This window comes from Mesorhizobium salmacidum (SeqCode), assembly GCF_037179605.1.
GTDB classification, from domain to species: Bacteria; Pseudomonadota; Alphaproteobacteria; order Rhizobiales; family Rhizobiaceae; genus Mesorhizobium; species Mesorhizobium salmacidum.
Window position 1 is genome coordinate 114,749 of record NZ_JAPYKS010000015.1, and the last position, 17,641, is coordinate 132,389.

16 protein-coding genes are annotated in these 17,641 nt (G+C 63.0%); 10 read left to right on the plus strand and 6 right to left on the minus strand.

Annotation, left to right across the window (positions count from 1 at the left end):
- Positions 1-115: 115 nt before the first annotated feature.
- Entirely contained in the window at positions 116-718 is a 603-nt protein-coding gene (locus O7A60_RS20640; RefSeq protein ID WP_337107787.1) for a superoxide dismutase, read from the minus strand.
- A 170-nt stretch (positions 719-888) separates the two neighbouring features.
- Complete coding sequence (locus O7A60_RS20645; RefSeq protein ID WP_027143972.1) at positions 889-1,767, minus strand: branched-chain amino acid aminotransferase; 879 nt, start codon at positions 1,765-1,767, stop codon at positions 889-891.
- A gap of 155 nt (positions 1,768-1,922) precedes the next feature.
- Between O7A60_RS20645 and O7A60_RS20650 the strand changes: the two genes are divergently transcribed.
- Together O7A60_RS20650 and O7A60_RS20655 are read left to right on the plus strand one after the other, a co-directional pair.
- A complete protein-coding gene (locus O7A60_RS20650; RefSeq protein ID WP_337107788.1) occupies positions 1,923-2,585 on the plus strand; it encodes a haloacid dehalogenase type II in 663 nt (220 codons plus the stop codon).
- 171 nt (positions 2,586-2,756) lie between these two features.
- Positions 2,757-3,581 carry a L,D-transpeptidase gene (locus tag O7A60_RS20655; RefSeq protein ID WP_337107789.1) on the plus strand — a complete coding sequence of 275 codons (825 nt, stop codon included), beginning with the start codon at positions 2,757-2,759 and terminating at the stop codon, positions 3,579-3,581.
- A 34-nt stretch (positions 3,582-3,615) separates the two neighbouring features.
- On the opposite strand, the gene O7A60_RS20660 is transcribed toward O7A60_RS20655, so the two are convergent.
- Positions 3,616-5,163, minus strand: coding sequence for a helicase HerA-like C-terminal domain-containing protein (locus O7A60_RS20660; protein ID WP_337107790.1), 1,548 nt, complete (start codon positions 5,161-5,163; stop codon positions 3,616-3,618).
- Between the two features lie 359 nt (positions 5,164-5,522).
- Here O7A60_RS20660 and O7A60_RS20665 point away from each other — a divergent pair, with 359 nt between their 5' ends.
- The 4 genes from O7A60_RS20665 (at position 5,523) to O7A60_RS20680 (ending at position 9,764) form a co-directional block, all read left to right on the plus strand.
- The gene (locus O7A60_RS20665; protein ID WP_337107791.1) at positions 5,523-6,965 is read left to right on the plus strand and encodes a methylmalonyl-CoA mutase subunit beta; all 1,443 of its coding nucleotides are present in this window, start codon (positions 5,523-5,525) and stop codon (positions 6,963-6,965) included.
- Positions 6,962-9,085: a methylmalonyl-CoA mutase gene (scpA, locus tag O7A60_RS20670; RefSeq protein WP_337107792.1), complete on the plus strand. Its 2,124-nt coding sequence runs from the start codon at positions 6,962-6,964 to the stop codon at positions 9,083-9,085. The genes O7A60_RS20665 and scpA overlap by 4 nt, the downstream gene beginning before the upstream one ends.
- Positions 9,086-9,156: 71 nt before the next feature.
- Positions 9,157-9,378, plus strand: coding sequence for an AbrB/MazE/SpoVT family DNA-binding domain-containing protein (locus O7A60_RS20675; RefSeq protein ID WP_027143979.1), 222 nt, complete (start codon positions 9,157-9,159; stop codon positions 9,376-9,378).
- A complete protein-coding gene (locus O7A60_RS20680; RefSeq protein ID WP_337107793.1) occupies positions 9,375-9,764 on the plus strand; it encodes a type II toxin-antitoxin system death-on-curing family toxin in 390 nt (129 codons plus the stop codon). Before O7A60_RS20675 ends, O7A60_RS20680 begins: the two co-directional genes overlap by 4 nt.
- Here the strand turns inward: O7A60_RS20680 and greA are convergent.
- From greA to O7A60_RS20695, 3 genes are all read right to left on the minus strand, one after another.
- On the minus strand, positions 9,761-10,234 hold the full coding sequence (gene greA, locus O7A60_RS20685; protein WP_337107794.1) for a transcription elongation factor GreA: 474 nt from the start codon (positions 10,232-10,234) through the stop codon (positions 9,761-9,763). The genes O7A60_RS20680 and greA overlap by 4 nt on opposite strands.
- A gap of 163 nt (positions 10,235-10,397) precedes the next feature.
- Entirely contained in the window at positions 10,398-11,402 is a 1,005-nt protein-coding gene (locus O7A60_RS20690) for an asparaginase (protein ID WP_337107795.1), read from the minus strand.
- Positions 11,403-11,480: 78 nt separating this feature from the next.
- Complete coding sequence (locus tag O7A60_RS20695; RefSeq protein WP_337107796.1) at positions 11,481-12,647, minus strand: acetyl-CoA acetyltransferase; 1,167 nt, start codon at positions 12,645-12,647, stop codon at positions 11,481-11,483.
- A 188-nt stretch (positions 12,648-12,835) separates the two neighbouring features.
- On the opposite strand from O7A60_RS20695, the gene betI reads away from it, so the two are divergent.
- From betI to betA, 4 genes are read left to right on the plus strand one after another with little or no spacing between them, the layout of a single operon-like run.
- Complete coding sequence (gene betI / locus O7A60_RS20700) at positions 12,836-13,426, plus strand: choline-binding transcriptional repressor BetI (RefSeq protein WP_337107797.1); 591 nt, start codon at positions 12,836-12,838, stop codon at positions 13,424-13,426.
- Positions 13,423-14,952, plus strand: a complete 1,530-nt coding sequence (gene betC, locus O7A60_RS20705; RefSeq protein ID WP_337107798.1) for a choline-sulfatase — start codon at positions 13,423-13,425, stop codon at positions 14,950-14,952. The genes betI and betC overlap by 4 nt, the downstream gene beginning before the upstream one ends.
- Positions 14,949-15,953 carry a threonine/serine dehydratase gene (locus tag O7A60_RS20710; RefSeq protein WP_337107799.1) on the plus strand — a complete coding sequence of 335 codons (1,005 nt, stop codon included), beginning with the start codon at positions 14,949-14,951 and terminating at the stop codon, positions 15,951-15,953. The genes betC and O7A60_RS20710 overlap by 4 nt, the downstream gene beginning before the upstream one ends.
- Positions 15,946-17,598 carry a choline dehydrogenase gene (gene betA / locus O7A60_RS20715; RefSeq protein ID WP_140717013.1) on the plus strand — a complete coding sequence of 551 codons (1,653 nt, stop codon included), beginning with the start codon at positions 15,946-15,948 and terminating at the stop codon, positions 17,596-17,598. Before O7A60_RS20710 ends, betA begins: the two co-directional genes overlap by 8 nt.
- The last annotated feature ends 43 nt before the right edge of the window (positions 17,599-17,641 follow it).

The window sequence follows — 17,641 nt, forward strand, 5'->3', positions numbered from 1 at the left end:
GTGTGGGAGGAGGAATATTCCCTTCTCTCCGCATGAATTTGGACGACTCTGGCTGCGGTGGGGCTTCGACTTAAAAGAAAAGGCCCGGGGGTGCCGGGCCTTTTCGGAAGATCGATCAGGCATTTGCCTTTTCGTAGAGCTCGAGCACGTGATCCCAATTGATCAGGCTGTCGACGAAGGCCTCGAGGTATTTCGGCCGGGCGTTGCGGTAGTCGATGTAGTAGGAGTGTTCCCAGACGTCGACACCGAGGATCGGCGATGCGCCATGAACCAGCGGGTTTTCGCCGTTCGGCGTCTTCGAGATCGCCAGCTTGCCGTCCTTGACCGAAACCCAGGCCCATCCCGAACCGAACTGCGTCGTGCCAGCGGCGATGAAATCAGCCTTGAATTTGTCGTAGCCGCCGAGATCGCTGTCGAAAGCCTTCTGCAGCGCGCCAGGCAGCTTGTTGCCGCCGCCGCCCTTCTTCATCCATTTCCAGAAATGGATGTGGTTGTAATGCTGGGCGGCATTGTTGAAGAGACCGGCGTTCTTGCCGAACGACTGCTTGACCGCCTCTTCGACCGAAAGATCGCCGAGGCCGGCTTCGGCGGCGAGCTTGTTGCCGTTGTCGACATAGGCCTTGTGATGCTTGTCGTGGTGATACTCCAGCGTCTCTCTCGACATATAGGGCTGCAGGGCCTCATAGTCGTAGGGCAGAGCGGGCAATTCGAAAGCCATGGGTAGTACTCCCTCGTGGAAAATCCGGTGTGGATACCGGAGTAAGATAGGTCGGGATTGAGCTGGAGCAACTCCGGAAATGAAGCGCCGGTCCCCTTTCTAAGCGGGTTCCCGAAAACTGTCACACGCTTTTCCTGCGGCCAACCGCGCAGCGACAAAAAGGCCGGACCTCAGCCAGCTGACGTCGAATGCGCCCAATCCCAATAGAGTTCGCGTGCCTTCTTGGCCACCGGGCCGGGTTGCAGGTCGCGGTCCTCGACGCGGGTGACCGGCACCACCTTGGAGTGGTTACCGGTCGAGAAGATTTCGTCGGCTTCGAGGAAATCCCGCACCGACAGCGTCTTTTCAGTCGTCCTGAACCCATAGTCGCCGAGCAGCGTCATCGTGCGCGAGCGGGTGATGCCGGACAGGAAGGTTCCGTTGGGCGCCGGCGTCAGCACGTGGCCGTCCTTGACCAGGAAGATATTCGAGCTTCCGGTCTCCGCGACATTGCCCAGCATGTCTAGCACAAGCGCATTGTCGAAGCCGCGCGCCTTGGCCTCGAGGATGGCGCGGCCGTTGTTGGGATAGAGGCAGCCGGCCTTGGCGTTGGTCGGCATGGTTTCGATGGTCGGGCGCCGGAACGGCGATACGGTCACGGAAAAGCCGGTCGGCGAGATCATCGGCGATTCGTAGAGGCAGAGGCAGAAACGGGTCGAGGCGGGATCCGCCGGGACGCCCATGTAGCCGCCATGCTCGGCCCAGTACATCGGCCTGATGTAGACCGCCGTCTTGCCGTCGAATTTCTTCAATCCGTCCCAGGTCAGCCCGACGATCTGCTCGGGCGTCATGTTTGGCGCGAGGCCGAGCGCGATCGCCGAGGCATTGACGCGTGCGGCATGAAGTTCGAGATCGGGCGCCACGCCCTCGAACCAGCGAGCCCCGTCAAACACGCTGGTGCCGAGCCACATGGCGTGGCTGCGCGGCCCCAGAATGGCGACATTGCCTTCGTACCAATCGCCATCGACGAAAGTCCATGTCGCGGATTGCGCCGCCGCCGCCAGTGTCATCGCGTTTTCCTGTTCCGGTCGATCTTGTGTGACAACATTGGATGATGCTTTGGCCGCTGCCGTCAACCAGCATCGGGGAGTTTTGTTGAGGCCAGCGACGGGTGCGATGCAATCAAGGCTTGCACCTTGTCCCGCCTCGCCTCAAAACTGTTGCCATGCAATACGCCGCCTATGTTTTCGACGCCTATGGCACGCTGTTCGACGTGCATGCGGCCGTGCGCCGCCATGCAGACGCGATCGGCCCCGACGGCCAGCTCCTGTCCGAAATCTGGCGCGCCAAGCAGCTTGAATACTCCTGGGTGCGCACGTTGATGGGCGCCTACGCCGATTTCTGGCAGTTGACGGAACAGGCGCTGGACTTCGCCTTGCGCAAGGTCCCTTCGGCCGATCCTAGTCTCAAGGCAAAGCTGATGGAGGCCTATTGGAGGCTGGACTGTTATCCCGAAGTGCCGGCCGTGCTGAAGGCGCTCAAGGCCTCGGGCGCCAGGCTGGCGATCCTCTCCAATGGCTCGCCCGAAATGCTGAAGGCGGCGGTCAAGTCCGCGGCACTCGACCAGGTCCTGGACAACATCTATTCGGTCGATGCGGTGCGTCGCTTCAAGACCGATCCGGCGGTCTACGACATGGTCGCCACGGATTGGCGGCTCTATCCCGGCGCGATCTCCTTCCAGTCTTCCAATCGCTGGGACATTGCGGGCGCCACCAAATTCGGCTTCCGCACGGTTTGGATCAACCGCTCCAACCAGCCGGAGGAATACCGGGACTTGCCGCCGGCCCTGATCCTGCCGTCGCTGGAGGCCCTCGTATCCGGTGGCTAGCGGACCTGTGGCCTCAACGCCACAGTGGCGGCGCAGTCACAGCATCGCCTTTGTTTGTCCACGTTCGGGCCAGAATCGGAACCGCCTATCGCCTCAGGTGTTGTCAGGCACCCGCAGCGAACGTCGGCGTGTTGACGCTTTGTTGCGATTTGAGTCTTAAAGAAGGCAGCCATGTCCATAACCGAAATCGAATCCTGTCGCCTGAGCCGTCGCGGCTTCCTCAACGCCGCAGCCCTGGGCGCCGCCTCGATCGCGGTTTCGGCATGCGCCACCACCGGCCCCGGGCCGGCCGAGCCGCCGCCACCAACCTATGTCGAGCCTCCGCTTGCCGACTATGCGTCGATGTACGCGGCGGTCAGCGATGGCGGCTTCGATCTGCCGGCCATCCCGGTCGACAGGATCGATCCGCAGTTCCTGCGCCAGATCGTGCCCGACCCGACCGGCCAGAAGCCGGGAACCATCGTCGTCGATACGACAGGCCATTTCCTCTATCTGGTTCGCCCGGGCGGCCAGGCCATCCGTTATGGCGTCGGTCTCGGCCGCGCCGGCTTCGAGTGGTCGGGCGACGCCGTCGTCCAATGGAAGCAGAAATGGCCGAAATGGACGCCGCCGGATGAGATGGTCGCCCGCCAGCCGGAATTGAAGCAGTATAGCGCCGACAATGGCGGCATGCCCGGCGGCTTGAAGAACCCGCTCGGCGCGCGCGCGCTCTATCTCTTCCAGGGCAATGTGGACACGCTCTATCGCCTGCACGGCTCGCCGGAATGGCGCTCGATCGGCAAATCGGTGTCGTCGGGCTGCGTGCGCCTGATGAACCAGGACATCATCGACCTTTACGATCGCGTGCCCTCCAAGACGCCGGTCATCGTGACCAGCGACGCCCGCCAGCCGATGGTGGCGACGGCTAACCACAAGGCCATCCCGATCGACGCCGGCGTGCCGGATGGATCGGTCCTGCTCGGACCGGTCAAAGCGGTGACGGACGCGATTTTCTGAGCTCACAGGACAGCGGCAACGCCGCTGCCCGATTCTACCGCCCCCGCGACAGGCTGCCCAATATTCCGCGCACGATCGCACGTCCGACCGAAGAGCCGACCGAGCGCACGACCGACTTGATCGCCGCTTCCGCCACCGTCTGGCGGTTGGACGGCCGCGGCGCAGGCGCGCGCCTGCCGCCGGACTGCGGCGCGGGATCGTCATTGCCGAAGCCTGGAATGGTCCAGCGCGAGCCGCCGGTGCCTGCCTGCTGCGCCTGCGCCTCGGCGTCCTGCGCCTCCTTGGTCTTCTTCTGCAGCATCTCGAAAGCCGACTCGCGGTCGATGACCTGGTCGTACTGGCCGGTGACCGGGCTTTCCCCGATCAGCTTCTGCCGCTCGGCGGGGGTGATGGGTCCAAGCCGCGATGACGGCGGACGGATCAGCGTGCGCTGGACCATGGACGGAACGCCCTTGGCCTCCAGCGTCGAAACCAGCGCCTCGCCGGTGGCGAGCTGGGTGATGGCGGTGGCGCAGTCGAAGTCCGGATTGGGCCGGAAAGTTTCGGCCGCCGTCCTCACCGCCTGCTGCTCGCGCGGCGTGTAGGCGCGCAGCGCGTGCTGCACGCGGTTGCCGAGTTGGGCCAGGACCTTTTCGGGGACATCCAAAGGGTTCTGCGTGACGAAATAGACGCCGACGCCCTTGGAGCGGATCAGGCGGACCACTTGCTCGACCCGGTCGATCAGCACCTTCGGCGCCTCGTCGAATAAGAGGTGCGCCTCGTCGAAGAAGAACACCAGCTTCGGCTTGTCGGGGTCGCCGACTTCGGGCAGTTCCTCGAACAGCTCCGACATCAGCCAAAGCAGGAACGTCGCGTAGAGGCGCGGATTCATCATCAGCTTGTCGGCGGCGAGCACGCTGATGGCACCGCGACCGTCACGCGTGGTGCGCATGATGTCGGCGATCCGCAAAGCCGGCTCGCCGAAGAAATTCGCCGCGCCCTGCTGCTCCAGCACCAGCAGCGTGCGCTGAATGGCCCCTACCGATGGCTTGGTGACGTTGCCGTAACGGGCGCTGATCTCTTCGGCGCGCTCGGCGATGTTAGCGAGCAGCGCCTGCAGGTCTTTCATGTCGAGCAGCAGCAGCCCTTCCTCATCGGCGATGCGGAAGGCGATGTTCATGATGCCTTCCTGCGCGTCGGTCAGGTTCATCAGCCGCGACAGGAGCAGCGGTCCCATTTCCGAAATGGTCGCGCGGATGGGGTGGCCCTGCTCGCCGAACAGATCCCAGAAGATGATCGGAAATTCCTGAAAGTCGTAAGGGTCGAGCTTGACCTGTTCTGCCCGCTTGACAAGGAAATCCTGGGCGGTGCCCATCATGGCGATGCCGGAAAGGTCGCCCTTGATGTCGGCGCAGAATACCGGCACGCCGGCATTCGAAAAACCTTCGGCCAGGATCTGCAAGCTGACAGTCTTGCCGGTACCGGTGGCGCCAGTCACCAGGCCGTGGCGGTTGCCGTATTGCAGCAGCAGATTTTCGGCGCGCTGATAGCTGTCGTCGGGCTTGCGGCTGGCGCCGATGAAAATACTGGGATCGTCAGTCATATGTCGGGTCTCCGCAAACTGATGTATCTAAGGCCAGCCTTTGTCCGAAGGTATAGTGAGGCCGTCGCATAGCGACAATGACAATTGTCCAAAGCGAGGCCAATCATCCAATCAGGGCTATCGTCCAATCAGGGCCAATCGTCCAAACCGGACCAATCGCCAGGAGCGGATTTTGGAACTTGCGAATTTCGATGGTGTTTGGCAATCGTCCATGGTCGGTCCACGCAAGCCAACCTATATCAGGTGGATCGAATATCAGGTGGTGGGATTTGGGCCTTGGATGCGCATTGCGATAACCTACCGGGGACCGTAGACTGGGCTGCCCGGGCTGGTGCGGCCACATAGAACGAGGACGATGAATGGGCGCCGGAGCCTTGACCAGGGATGTTGAGCCAACGGATGCGCAGCGTCAGCAATGGCTGGCCTTGGCGGAAAAAGCGTTGGCCGGCGCATCCTTTGAGGAAAAGCTGGTCTCGCACACCGACGACAACATCCGCGTCGAGCCGCTCTATGATCGCGCGACCGGAACGGAACCGATCGTGCGCGCCAATCCTCAATTGCCCTGGATCGTCAGCCAGCGCGTCGACGACCCCGATGTCGATCGCGCCAAGACCCAGGTCCTGGAAGATATCTCGCAGGGCGCGACGGGACTGTCGCTCGTCTTCGAGGGTGCTCCGAACGCGTTCGGCTACGGCCTGCCGAGGACGGCGCAGGCACTGGAGACGGTACTAGAGGGCGTACCCCTCAACCGGGTCCAGATCCGCATCGATACCCACCCGTGGAGCCGCCCCATGGCCGACTGGCTGGTGGCGTTCCTGAGCAAGCGCCGCTCCGATCCGGCAAAGCTCAACCTTTCCTTCGGCATCGATCCGGCGGCTATCCTCGCCGGCACCGGACGACTGCGCATGTCGATCGAGGCGCTGCAGGAATCGATGCCGCAATCGCTGGCTCATTTCTTCTCGATGGGCGTCCCCGGTGTGCTTCTGGAGGCGGACGGTCGCGTCTTTCACAATGCCGGCGCCACGGAAGCGCAGGAACTCGGCATCATGCTGGCTTCGGCGGTTTCGTATCTGAGGATGTTCGAGAAGGCGCGGCAGCCGCTCGTCTATGCCGCGCCTCATATCGGTTTCGCGCTCAGCGTCGACCAGGACCAGTTCCTGTCTACGGCCAAAGTGCGGGCCCTGCGCAGGCTGTGGGCACGGGTGCAGGAGGCCTGCTCGATCCCCAATTCCACGGCCAATATCCATGCCGAGACATCATTTCGCATGATGACGGCATTGGACCCCGAAAACAACATCCTGCGCACGACGATCGGCTGCTTCGCCGCGGCGGCGGGAGGCGCCGATTCGATCTCAATCCTGCCGCATACGATCGCGCACGGCCTGCCGGCGGCTTTTGCCCGCCGCGTCGCGCGTAATGCGCAACTGATCATGGTCAATGAAAGCCATGTCGATCATGTCACAGATCCCGCCCATGGCTCCGGCGCGGTCGAAGCGCTGACGTCAGATCTTTGCGAAGCAGCGTGGGCGGAATTGCAGGCGATCGAGGCAGAGGGTGGCGTGCTGTCCAGCCTGCGGGACGGACATATCCAGCAGCGCGTCCGCACTGCCGCCGCCCAGCGCGGCATTGCCTTCAAGTCAGGCGAGCGGGCCATTGTCGGCGCCACGCTGCACCCCTTGAAAAGCGAGCGTCCGGTCGAAACGCTGGACGCAGAGCGGCGACCTGCCTTCACCGAGGGTGTCGTGCTGTGCGAGGCACTGTCGCCGGTTCGCATCGAGCAATCCATCGGGGCCGCTTCTTGATTCCGGATTTCAGTCAGATCGGCTGGGTGCCGCCGCGCCGCGCACCGGTCGAGGTCAAGGGACAGCGGACGACGCCGGAAGGTCTTGTCGTCAAGCAGTTGTACAGTCAGGGCGACCTCAAGGGATTGCCGCATCTCGATACCTATCCAGGCCTGGCGCCGTTCGTGCGCGGCCCCTACCCGACCATGTATGTCCAGCAGCCTTGGACGATCCGGCAATATGCAGGCTTTTCGACCGCCGAAGAGTCCAACGCCTTTTACCGGCGCAACCTTGCCGCCGGCCAGAAAGGTCTTTCGGTTGCCTTCGATCTGGCCACGCATCGCGGCTATGATTCAGACCATCCGCGCGTGGCCGGCGATGTCGGCATGGCGGGTGTGGCCATCGATTCCATCCTCGACATGCGGCAGTTGTTCGACGGCATTCCGCTCGGCGACATGACCGTGTCGATGACGATGAATGGCGCGGTGCTGCCGATCATGGCGCTCTACATCGTGGCGGCGGAAGAACAAGGCGTCGCGCAGAAGGACTTGGCGGGGACCATTCAGAACGACATCCTGAAGGAATTCATGGTCCGCAACACCTACATCTATCCGCCGAAGCCCTCGATGCGGATCGTCTCGGACATCTTCTCCTACACCTCGAAGAACATGCCGAAGTTCAATTCGATATCGATCTCCGGCTATCACATGCAGGAGGCCGGCGCGACCGCCGACCTGGAGCTCGCCTATACGATCGCCGACGGCATCGAATACGCCCGCGCCGGCGTCGCGGCAGGGCTCGACATCGACCGTTTCGCGCCGCGCCTTTCCTTCTTCTGGGCGATCGGCATGAACTTCTTCATGGAAGTGGCCAAGCTCAGGGCCGCCCGCCTGTTGTGGGGGACCCTGATGAAAAAGAATTTCGCGCCGAAGGACGAACGGTCGCTGTCCCTGCGCACCCATTGCCAGACCTCCGGCTGGTCGCTGACGGCGCAGGATCCCTACAACAACATCATCCGCACCATGATCGAAGCGATGGCCGCGACCCAAGGGCATACCCAGTCGCTGCACACCAATTCCTTCGATGAAGCAATGGCGCTGCCAACCGATCATTCGGCGCGCATCGCCCGCAACACGCAACTCATCCTGCAGAAAGAATCCGGCACCACGCGGATCATCGATCCGTGGGGCGGTTCGGCCTATCTCGAGCGGCTGACACATGACCTGGCAGCGCGTGCGCTCGCTCATATCGAGGAGGTCGAGGCTCTCGGTGGCATGGCGGCGGCGATCGAAAAGGGCATACCCAAGCTGCGCATCGAGGAAGCCGCGGCGCGTACGCAGGCGCGCATCGATTCCGGCGAGCAGATGCTGGTCGGCGTCAATGCGCATCGCCCCGGGACCGATATCGAGGTCGACGTGCTGAAGATCGACAATGCCGAGGTCAGGGCCCGGCAACTCTCGAAGCTGCAACGGCTGAAAGGCACGCGTGACGTCGCCGCGGTCGAAAACGCGCTCGATGCGCTGACCCGTGCCGCCCAAGGCGAGGACAACCTGCTGGAGTTCGCCATCCGCGCCGCGCGCGCCAATGCCACTGTCGGTGAAATCTCGTTCGCCTTGGAAAGGGCTTATGGCCGCCATGTGGCCACGGTGCAGACCATTTCCGGTGTCTACCGCAAGGCGCTTGGCGACAATCCGGTGGTCAACCGGCTGCAGGACAAGCTTGATGCCTTCGAAAAGAAAAACGGCGGCAAGCCGCGCATTCTCGTGGCCAAGATGGGACAGGACGGCCACGACCGCGGGCAGAAGGTGATCGCCACGGCCTTCGCCGATCTCGGCTTCGACGTCACCGTCGGCGCCATGTTCCAGACGCCGGAAGAGATCGCCAGGCTGGCGATCCAGCATGACGTCCACGTCATCGGCGCCTCATCGCTGGCAGCGGGTCACCTGACGCTGATCCCCGAATTGCGCGACACGCTGAAGAAGCTCGGCCGCGGCGACATGCTGATCGTGGCCGGCGGCGTTATCCCGCCGCAGGACTATGACGCGGTGCTGCAAGCAGGTGCTTCGGAAATCTTCCCACCGGGCACGGTCATTCCGGAAGCGGCGGAGCGGCTGCTGGATCGGCTGCTGGCGGCAGCATGATGCTGTTATAATTTCTGTTGCAACATCGAGTACGCTGCGTTATAATAAGCGTTGCAACAGGATGTTTCATCATGAACACAACAATTCGCAAGATCGGTAATTCGGAGGGTGTGATCCTGCCGAAGGACCTGCTCGATCGTCTGAATTTGAAGACCGGTGATCAGTTCCAGATCGTCGAAACGGATAAGGGAATTGCCCTTGAGCCGGTGGATGACAGTTTCGAGCGGCAGATGGAAGCCGCTCGTAAGGTCATGGACAAATACAAGGTCGCGCTTCAGAAGCTCGCGGAATGAGCTGGGAATTCCTGACCCGGCGCGCAGTCGAAGCCATGCATGCCGAGCAATTGCGCAGGCACGGCGGAGCACAAGGTCTGAGAGATGAAAATGCTCTTGAATCGGCGCTCGCCCGGGCCGAGAACAAGGCCAACTACGGAGATCCTTCAGTCGAGGATCTAGCCGCTGCCTATGTCTTCGGCATTGCCAGGAACCATGCCTTTGTCGACGGCAACAAACGGACAGCGATCGTCGCCGCCGGCGCATTTTTGATCGTGAACGGCCATGTCCTGACGGCCGACAACGGCACGCTTTACGAATTTGTCATGGCCGTCGCTGCTGGTGAGATCGACGAAGCAGGTGCCGCCGCATTCTTCCGCGACCATGTCGTCAAGCTTGAAGACTAACTCTCCGAGAGCTTGACGATCTCCCACTCCTTGCCGTTGACGTTGGCCACGTCGCCGACCTTCTTGCCAAACAAGGCGACCGCCATCGGCGAGACATGCGAGATGCTGCCCTTGGCTGGATTGGCTTCGTCCTCGCCGACGATCTTCCAGTGCACCTTCTTGCCGTCGTCACTTTCCAGCGTGACACCCATGCCGAAGCGGATAACATCGCTGCCGGGCTCCGGCACGGAAAGCTCGGCACTCTCGCGCCGCGCGGTCCAGTAGCGCAGGTCGCGCGACACAACCGCAATGCGCTCGCGGTCGGCTTTCCGCTCCGCTTTCGCCATGATATCGCGCAGATCGGCCAGATTGTCCTCGATCTGCGCCAGGCCGCGTTCCGTCACCAGGTTACGGTGCGTGCTGATCGGCCGCTCGCCAACGCCGGCGATGGCGTTTTCGCTGTCTTCTTCGCGGGTAAAAGCTCTGCTCATTCGCTGAACTTAGGCGCCGAGTGGCTTCTCGGCAAGCCGTTGCCGCTGAGAGAAGAGGCGTGTCGAACAGGGCGAGCCGGTGACAGTTGACCTCACCCAGACCGGCAGCAGCGGCTATGCGCACCTGACCGCCGAGCGCAACCGCGTCAGCTGATTGCTGCTTTCAATTCAAGGCCGGCGTCGGCCTCAGCGCCCCGACCTTGGCGCCAATCCGGCTTTCGATAGGCGCGTTCGCCAGTTCGAGCAGCTTCGCCGCCAAGGCTTCATCCGCCCGCAGCAGCCTGGCGAGTACAGCGGCTGCGATTGCGTCGCCGGCGCGCCCGGCACCGTCATCGCATTTGACCGCGATACCGAGGCCGAGTTCCGGAATTGCGGCACAGTGGACGCCCTCGGCTCCGCCTTTCGCAAAAATTCGCCCGGGAGCGGCTTCCATCAGCAACAGGTCCGCACGGCCTGTGCCCGCGACGAAGAACGGCTCCGCCATGCAGGCGGAGAGCAGGCGCTTCGCGGCCTTCGCCCGCGCTGGGCCAAAGCCGTGGGCCGTGGCCATGCGGGCAAAGCCGAGCGCGAAACTCCTGAGCGGTACCGCATAGGTCGGGATCGAGCAGCCGTCGATCGCGCGTTCGTCGGGGCCGTGGACAGCGCCGGTGACTGCCTGCATGGCGTCGCGCACCATTTCCTGCAAGGCGTGATCCGGCCTCACATAGCCGCGATGGGCGATGTCTGAATGGACGCAGGTGCAGAGGAAGCCGGAATGCTTGCCGGAACAATTATTATGCAGCGCATTTGGTGAACCGCCGGCACGCGCGAGCGCAATCTCCGCGTCATGGTTCGAAGGCCAGTGGGTCCCGCATTCGAGCGCCGACCCGTCCAGCCCAGCCCTGGCCAGCATGGACCGCGCCAATTCGACATGCGCCGGCTCGCCGGAATGGGAGGCACAGGCCAGCGCCAGTTCGCGGTCGCCGAAGCCATAGGCATCGGCGGCACCCGTTTCGACAAGCGGCAGCGCCTGGATCGCCTTGACGGCGGAACGCGGAAAGACCGGCTTCGACATGTCGCCGATCTCCAGGACCGGCTTGCCATCGGCATCGAAGACAGCGACCGCGCCCCGATGGGCGCTCTCGACAATGGCGCCGCGCAAAACCTCGATCAGAACCGGATTTGTCATCTCACCTCCCGCAAAATCAAAGTGTTACAGCGTCGTTCGCGCGCCCCAAACGGCGCGCGGCGCTGTAATGCGGGCGGTCTATCTGATCCGGTCGAGAATGGAAACGTAGTTGGCGACGGCCGCACCGCCCATGTTGAAGATACCGCCGAGTTTCGCGCCCGGCACCTGGATGCCGCCGGCTTCGCCGACAAGCTGCATGGCGGTCAAGGCATGCATCGAAACGCCGGTGGCGCCGATCGGATGGCCCTTGGCCTTCAGGCCGCCTGAGGGATTGACCGGCAGGCGGCCGTCTTTTGCCGTTGTGCCATCCAGCGCCAATTTGGCGCCCTCACCCGGCTTCGCCAGTCCCATCGCCTCATATTCGATCAGTTCGGCGATGGTGAAGCAGTCATGCGTTTCGACGAAGGAGAGATCGTCGAGTGTCACGCCGGCGTTCTTCAGTGCATGGGTCCAGGCCTGTTCGCAACCTTCGAACGTCAGGATGTCGCGCTTCGACATCGGCAGGAAATCCTGCACATGCTCGTTGGCACGGAAGGCGATGGCGCGGCGCATCTTCAGCGCCGTCGCCGTGTCGGCAAGGATAAGGGCGGCGGCGCCGTCGGAAACCAGCGAACAGTCGGTACGCTTCAGCGGACCAGCGACAAAGGGATTCTTTTCGCTCTCCTGCCGGCAGAAGTCATAGCCGAAATCCTTGCGCATCTGGGCATACGGATTGTCGACGCCGTTCTTGTGGTTCTTGGCGGCGATCATGGCGAGCGCATCCGACTGATCGCCATAGCGCTGGAAATAGGCCTGCGCGATCTTGCCGAAGACGCCCGCAAAACCGGCCGGCGTGTCGCCGTCCTCGGGCAGATAGGACGCCTTGAGCAGGTTCTTGCCGATCTCTGGCCCGGGCGTGGTCGTCATCTGCTCGGCGCCGACCACCAGAACGACCCGGGCAGCGTTTGAGTCGATGGCGCGGATGCCTTGCCTGACCGCTGCCGAGCCGGTAGCGCAAGCATTCTCGACTCGTGTCGCCGGCTTGAAGCGCAGCCGGTCATCGGCCTGAAGCACCAGGCTTGCCGTAAAATCCTGCGCCGAAAAGCCGGCGTTGAAATGGCCAAGCACGATCTCGTCGACCTCGTCCGGGCCGATGCCGGCATGATCGAGCGCGTCCGTCGCGACCTTGACGATCAGATTTTCGAGCGTCTCGCCCTCAAGCTTGCCGAAACGCGAATGCGCCCAGCCTACGATGCATGCGGTCATGGCGGTCTCCATCCTTGGCGCCAGCCTCGTCCATGGCTTCGCCGTTTATTGTTCAAATATAAACATTCTTCCCCGAACCGTGAAGGGCCGCAACGCAACAATCGCTTGGTGCAGGTCGCGCCAGCGTCGATTTTTTTATTGATTGACGCGTCAATAAAAAATAATCTCCGTACAAAATCGGGAACGACATGCCAAAGGTCGGAATGGAGCCATTGCGCCGTAAGGCGCTCATCGACGCGACGATCTCGGCGATCGGTCAGCGCGGCTCGCTTGACGTGACCATGTCGGAGATTGCCGGCCGCGCCGGTGTGTCATCGGCTCTTGCCCATCACTATTTCGGTGCCAAGGATGAGCTGCTGTTCGCGACGATGCGGCACATCCTGGCTGAACTGACCACCGACATGCGCCGCGCGCTCCAATCCACCACTTCCCCGCGCGAGCGCGTCTCGGCCGTGGTCGCCGTCAATTTTTCCGACATCCAGTTCCAGGCGGAGACCATCGCCGCATGGCTCGCCTTCTATGTCGAGGCGCAGCAATCGTCCCCGCTTCGCCGGCTGCTCAGAATCTACGCCCGGCGGCTGCATTCGAACCTGATGAGCGGATTGACCGGCATCCTGCCCAGGACCGAAGCCGACCGCGCCGCGGAAGCGACGGCTGCGATGATCGACGGGCTCTACATCAGGCGCGCGCTGAAGGACGGCGTGCCCGACGCCGCGACCGCGATCGCGCTGGTCGAGGATTATCTCGAAACCAAACTTGGCGGACGGCACAAACAGTGACAGCGAAGCGACCTAATTTCCTGATCGTCATGGTCGACCAGCTCAACGGGACCTTTTTCCCGGATGGGCCGGCGGAATTCCTGCACACGCCGCATCTGAAAGCGCTTGCCGCGCGTTCTGCGCGTTTTGCCAACAACTACACCGCCTCGCCGCTCTGCGCACCGGGCCGTGCGTCGTTCATGAGCGGCCAGTTGCCGTCGCGCACCGGGGTCTATGACAATGCGGCCGAGTTCGCCTCGTCGATCCCGACCTTCGCCCATCATCTGCGTGCCGCCGGCTATTACACCTGCCTGTCGGGTAAGATGCATTTCGTCGGACCGGATCAGTTGCACGGTTTCGAGGAGCGGCTGACCACCGACATCTATCCGGCGGATTTCGGCTGGACGCCGGACTACCGAAAACCCGGCGAGCGCATCGAGTGGTGGTATCACAATCTGGGTTCGGTGACCGGCGCCGGTGTTGCGGAAACCACCAACCAGATGGAGTATGACGACGAGGTCGTGTTCCTCGCGTCGCAGAAGCTCTATCAGCTTTCACGCGAACAGGACGATGCGGGCCATCGGCCATGGTGCCTCACCGTCTCGCTGTCGCACCCGCACGATCCCTATGTCGCGCGCAAGCAGTATTGGGATCTCTATGAGCATTGCCAGGCGCTGGACCCGGAAACCGGGTTCATCGCGCATGACGAGCAGGATACGCATTCCCAGCGGCTGTACCACGCCAGCGACTATCCCTCTTTCGAGATCACACCCGAGCAGGTGCGTCGTTCGCGGCGCGGCTATTTCGCCAATATCTCCTATGTCGACGACAAGGTCGGCGAGATCCTGGACGTTCTCACGCGAACGCGCATGCTCGACGACACAATCATCCTGTTCTGTTCGGATCACGGCGACATGCTCGGCGAGCGAGGTCTGTGGTTCAAGATGAGCTTCTTCGAAGGCTCGGCGCGGGTGCCGTTGATGATTGCCGGCAAGGGCATTCATGCCGGCCTGATCGAGGCGCCGGTCTCCAATCTCGACGTGGCACCGACTCTTTGTGACCTCGCCGGCATCGATATCGGGGCGATCGCGCCGTGGACCGATGGCCAGTCGCTGCTGCCGCTCACCAAGGACGGGCAGCGCACGGCACCGGTATTGATCGAGTATGCCGCGGAAGGCTCCTATGCGCCGCTGGTGGCAATCCGCGACGGCAGATACAAATTCGTCCATTGCGAACTCGATCCGCCGCAATTGTTCGATCTCGAAACCGATCCGCTCGAGCGGGACAATCTGGCCGATGACCCTGCCAATGCGGGTCTTGTGGCGGCATTCATGGAAAAGGTGCGGGCGCGTTGGGACATGGCCGGCTTCGACGCCGCCGTGCGCGAGAGCCAGGCACGCCGCTGGGTCGTCTATCCGGCGCTGCGCAACGGCGCCTATTACCCCTGGGATTTCCAGCCGCTGCAGAAGGCGTCCGAGCGGTACATGCGCAATCACATGAACCTCGACAATCTCGAAGAGAGCAAAAGGTATCCGCGAGGCGAATGATGGCAGACCTTCTCGTCCCCTCGCTCGACCATCTCAGACAGGCTTATGCCGTCACCTCCCCGGCGACACAGGTCACGCCACTGCTGGAATCGACGGCGCTGGCCAGGGAAACCGGCGCGGCCCGGATCTTCATCAAGCCGGAATCGCTGCAATGGGCCGGATCCTTCAAGGTTCGCGGCGCCTATTGGCGGCTGAAGCGGCTTTCGCCCGATGAGGCGAAGAAGGGCGTCCTCGCCTATTCCTCCGGCAATTTCGCGCAAGGGCTGGCCGCGGCCGGCCAGGCGCTCGGCATTCCGGTCACCATTGTCATGCCGATCGATGCGCCGGCTGCCAAGCGGGACGCCACTGCAGGCTATGGCGCGCGCGTCGTACTGACCGATCATGGCGATCGGGCTCGCGAGGAAGTCGCGGCCGCAAAGGCGCGCGAGATCGCAGAGACCGAAGATCTGGCCCTGCTGCATCCTTTCGACGATCCGGAGATCGTCGCCGGCCAGGCGGGCGCCGGCCTTGAAGCGCTCGACCAGTTGTCGGCCAAGGACGCCAGCGCCGACCTGTTGTTCTGCTCGGTCGGCGGCGGTGGGCTGATCGGCGGCGTTTCGCTCGCCTTCCACTATCTGTCGCCGGCGACCGGGATCATCGGCGTCGAGCCCGAAGGGTTCAACGGCATGGGTTCCTCGCTGGCGCATGGCAGCATCGAGACCATGCCGATCGGACCAAAGTCGATCTGCGACGGGCTGATGTCGCGCCGGCCAGGCGACGCGCCGTTCGCCGCGGTCAAGATCGCGGGTGTCCGCGGCATCACCGTCGACGACCAGTCCGTGCGGCGCGCCATGCGGATCGCTTTCGAGCGGATGAAGCTGGTGCTGGAACCGTCGGGTGCGGCGTCGCTGGCGGCACTGCTCGGCGGCAAAGTGGATGTGGCGGGAAAGACCGTCCTTGTAATGGCTACCGGCGGCAACGTTTCGATCGCCGATTTTATGGCGCATATGAACCATGCTTGAAGCGGATTTCGTCATCATCGGCTCCGGCTCCGCCGGCTCGGCCATGGCCTATCGCCTGTCTGAAGACGGCAAGCATTCGGTCATCGTCATCGAATTCGGCGGCACCGATCTCGGACCTCTGATCCAGATGCCGTCGGCGCTGTCGATCCCGCTCAACATGAGCCTCTACGACTGGGGGTTCGCCAGCGAGCCGGAGCCGCATCTGGGCGGCCGCGTGCTGGCGACGCCGCGCGGTAAGGTGATCGGCGGCTCGTCCTCGATCAACGGCATGGTCTATGTGCGCGGCCACGCCCGTGACTTCGACCATTGGGCAGAACAGGGCGCCGCCGGCTGGGGTTTTGCTGACGTGCTCCCCTACTTCAAGCGCATGGAGGATTCGGACGGTGGCGAGGATGGCTGGCGCGGGCACGGTGGGCCGCTGCATGTGCAGCGCGGCTCGCGCCGCAATCCGCTCTATGGCGCCTTCGTCGAAGCGGGCCGCCAGGCAGGGTTTGAACTGACCCACGACTACAATGGCGCCAAGCAGGAAGGCTTCGGCCCGATGGAGCAGACCATTCTGGGCGGCCGCCGCTGGTCGGCGGCATCAGCCTATCTGAAGCCGGCGCTCAGGCGCAAAAACGTGAGTCTGGTCAAGGGTTTCGCGCGCCGGGTGATCATCGAGAATCAACGCGCGATCGGCGTCGAGATCGAAGCTCACAAACAGATTCAGGTCGTTAAGGCGCGACGCGAAGTGATCGTCGCGGCATCGTCGATCAATTCGCCAAAGATCCTGATGCTGTCCGGCATCGGCCCGGCCGGGCATTTGCGCGAAAACGGCATTGCCGTCGTGGCAGACCGGCCCGGCGTCGGCGGCAACCTGCAGGACCATCTGGAGCTCTATATACAGCAGGAATCGACCAGACCGATCACGCTGAATTCAGTGCTGAACCCGTTCTCCAAGGCGATGATCGGGGCGCAATGGCTGTTTTTCAAGTCGGGCCTGGGCGCCACCAATCATTTCGAGGCCGCCGCCTTCGTGCGCTCACAGGCTGGCGTCGACTATCCCGACATTCAGTACCACTTCATCCCGGCGGCGGTTCGCTACGACGGCAAGGCGGCGGCGAAGTCGCACGGCTTCCAGGCGCATGTCGGGCCGATGCGCTCGAAGTCGCGCGGCTCGGTGACGCTGCGCTCGCCGGACCCAAAAGCGAAGCCGGTCATCCGCTTCAACTACATGTCGCATCCGGACGACTGGGCGGAGTTCCGCCACTGCATCCGCCTGACCCGCGAAATCTTCGGCCAGTCGGCCTTCGATGCCTATCGCGGACAGGAACTCTCGCCGGGCAGCCATGTGCAGTCGGATGACGATCTCGACGTGTTCATTCGCGACCACGCCGAAAGCGCCTATCACCCCTGCGGCACCTGCCGAATGGGCCGCGTCGATGATCAATCGAGCGTCGTCGATCCGGAATGCCGGGTCATAGGCGTCGACGGATTGCGGGTCGCCGACTCCTCGATCTTCCCGCGCGTGACCAACGGCAACCTCAACGCGCCATCGATCATGACCGGAGAGAAGGCGTCCGATCACATCCTTGGCCGTACGCCGCTCGCGCCGTCCAACCAGGAACCATGGATCAATCCGCGCTGGCAGGCCTCTGACAGATAGGCCATGATCCGCCGATAGAGTGAGCCGCCCGACAGCCGCCCGC

Excerpts from the sequence above, each read along its gene's own strand:
- betA (WP_140717013.1), top strand. The coding sequence starts at position 15,946 with ATGCTTGAAGCGGATTTCGTCATCATCGGCTCCGGCTCCGCCGGCTCG.
- O7A60_RS20650 (WP_337107788.1), top strand. The coding sequence starts at position 1,923 with ATGCAATACGCCGCCTATGTTTTCGACGCCTATGGCACGCTGTTCGAC.
- O7A60_RS20645 (WP_027143972.1), bottom strand. The coding sequence starts at position 1,767 with ATGACACTGGCGGCGGCGGCGCAATCCGCGACATGGACTTTCGTCGAT.
- betI (WP_337107797.1), top strand. The coding sequence starts at position 12,836 with ATGCCAAAGGTCGGAATGGAGCCATTGCGCCGTAAGGCGCTCATCGAC.
- O7A60_RS20665 (WP_337107791.1), top strand. The coding sequence starts at position 5,523 with ATGGGCGCCGGAGCCTTGACCAGGGATGTTGAGCCAACGGATGCGCAG.
- O7A60_RS20640 (WP_337107787.1), bottom strand. The coding sequence starts at position 718 with ATGGCTTTCGAATTGCCCGCTCTGCCCTACGACTATGAGGCCCTGCAG.
- greA (WP_337107794.1), bottom strand. The coding sequence starts at position 10,234 with ATGAGCAGAGCTTTTACCCGCGAAGAAGACAGCGAAAACGCCATCGCC.
- O7A60_RS20675 (WP_027143979.1), top strand. The coding sequence starts at position 9,157 with ATGAACACAACAATTCGCAAGATCGGTAATTCGGAGGGTGTGATCCTG.
- O7A60_RS20710 (WP_337107799.1), top strand. The coding sequence starts at position 14,949 with ATGATGGCAGACCTTCTCGTCCCCTCGCTCGACCATCTCAGACAGGCT.
- O7A60_RS20680 (WP_337107793.1), top strand. The coding sequence starts at position 9,375 with ATGAGCTGGGAATTCCTGACCCGGCGCGCAGTCGAAGCCATGCATGCC.
- O7A60_RS20690 (WP_337107795.1), bottom strand. The coding sequence starts at position 11,402 with ATGACAAATCCGGTTCTGATCGAGGTTTTGCGCGGCGCCATTGTCGAG.
- O7A60_RS20695 (WP_337107796.1), bottom strand. The coding sequence starts at position 12,647 with ATGACCGCATGCATCGTAGGCTGGGCGCATTCGCGTTTCGGCAAGCTT.
- O7A60_RS20660 (WP_337107790.1), bottom strand. The coding sequence starts at position 5,163 with ATGACTGACGATCCCAGTATTTTCATCGGCGCCAGCCGCAAGCCCGAC.
- O7A60_RS20655 (WP_337107789.1), top strand. The coding sequence starts at position 2,757 with ATGTCCATAACCGAAATCGAATCCTGTCGCCTGAGCCGTCGCGGCTTC.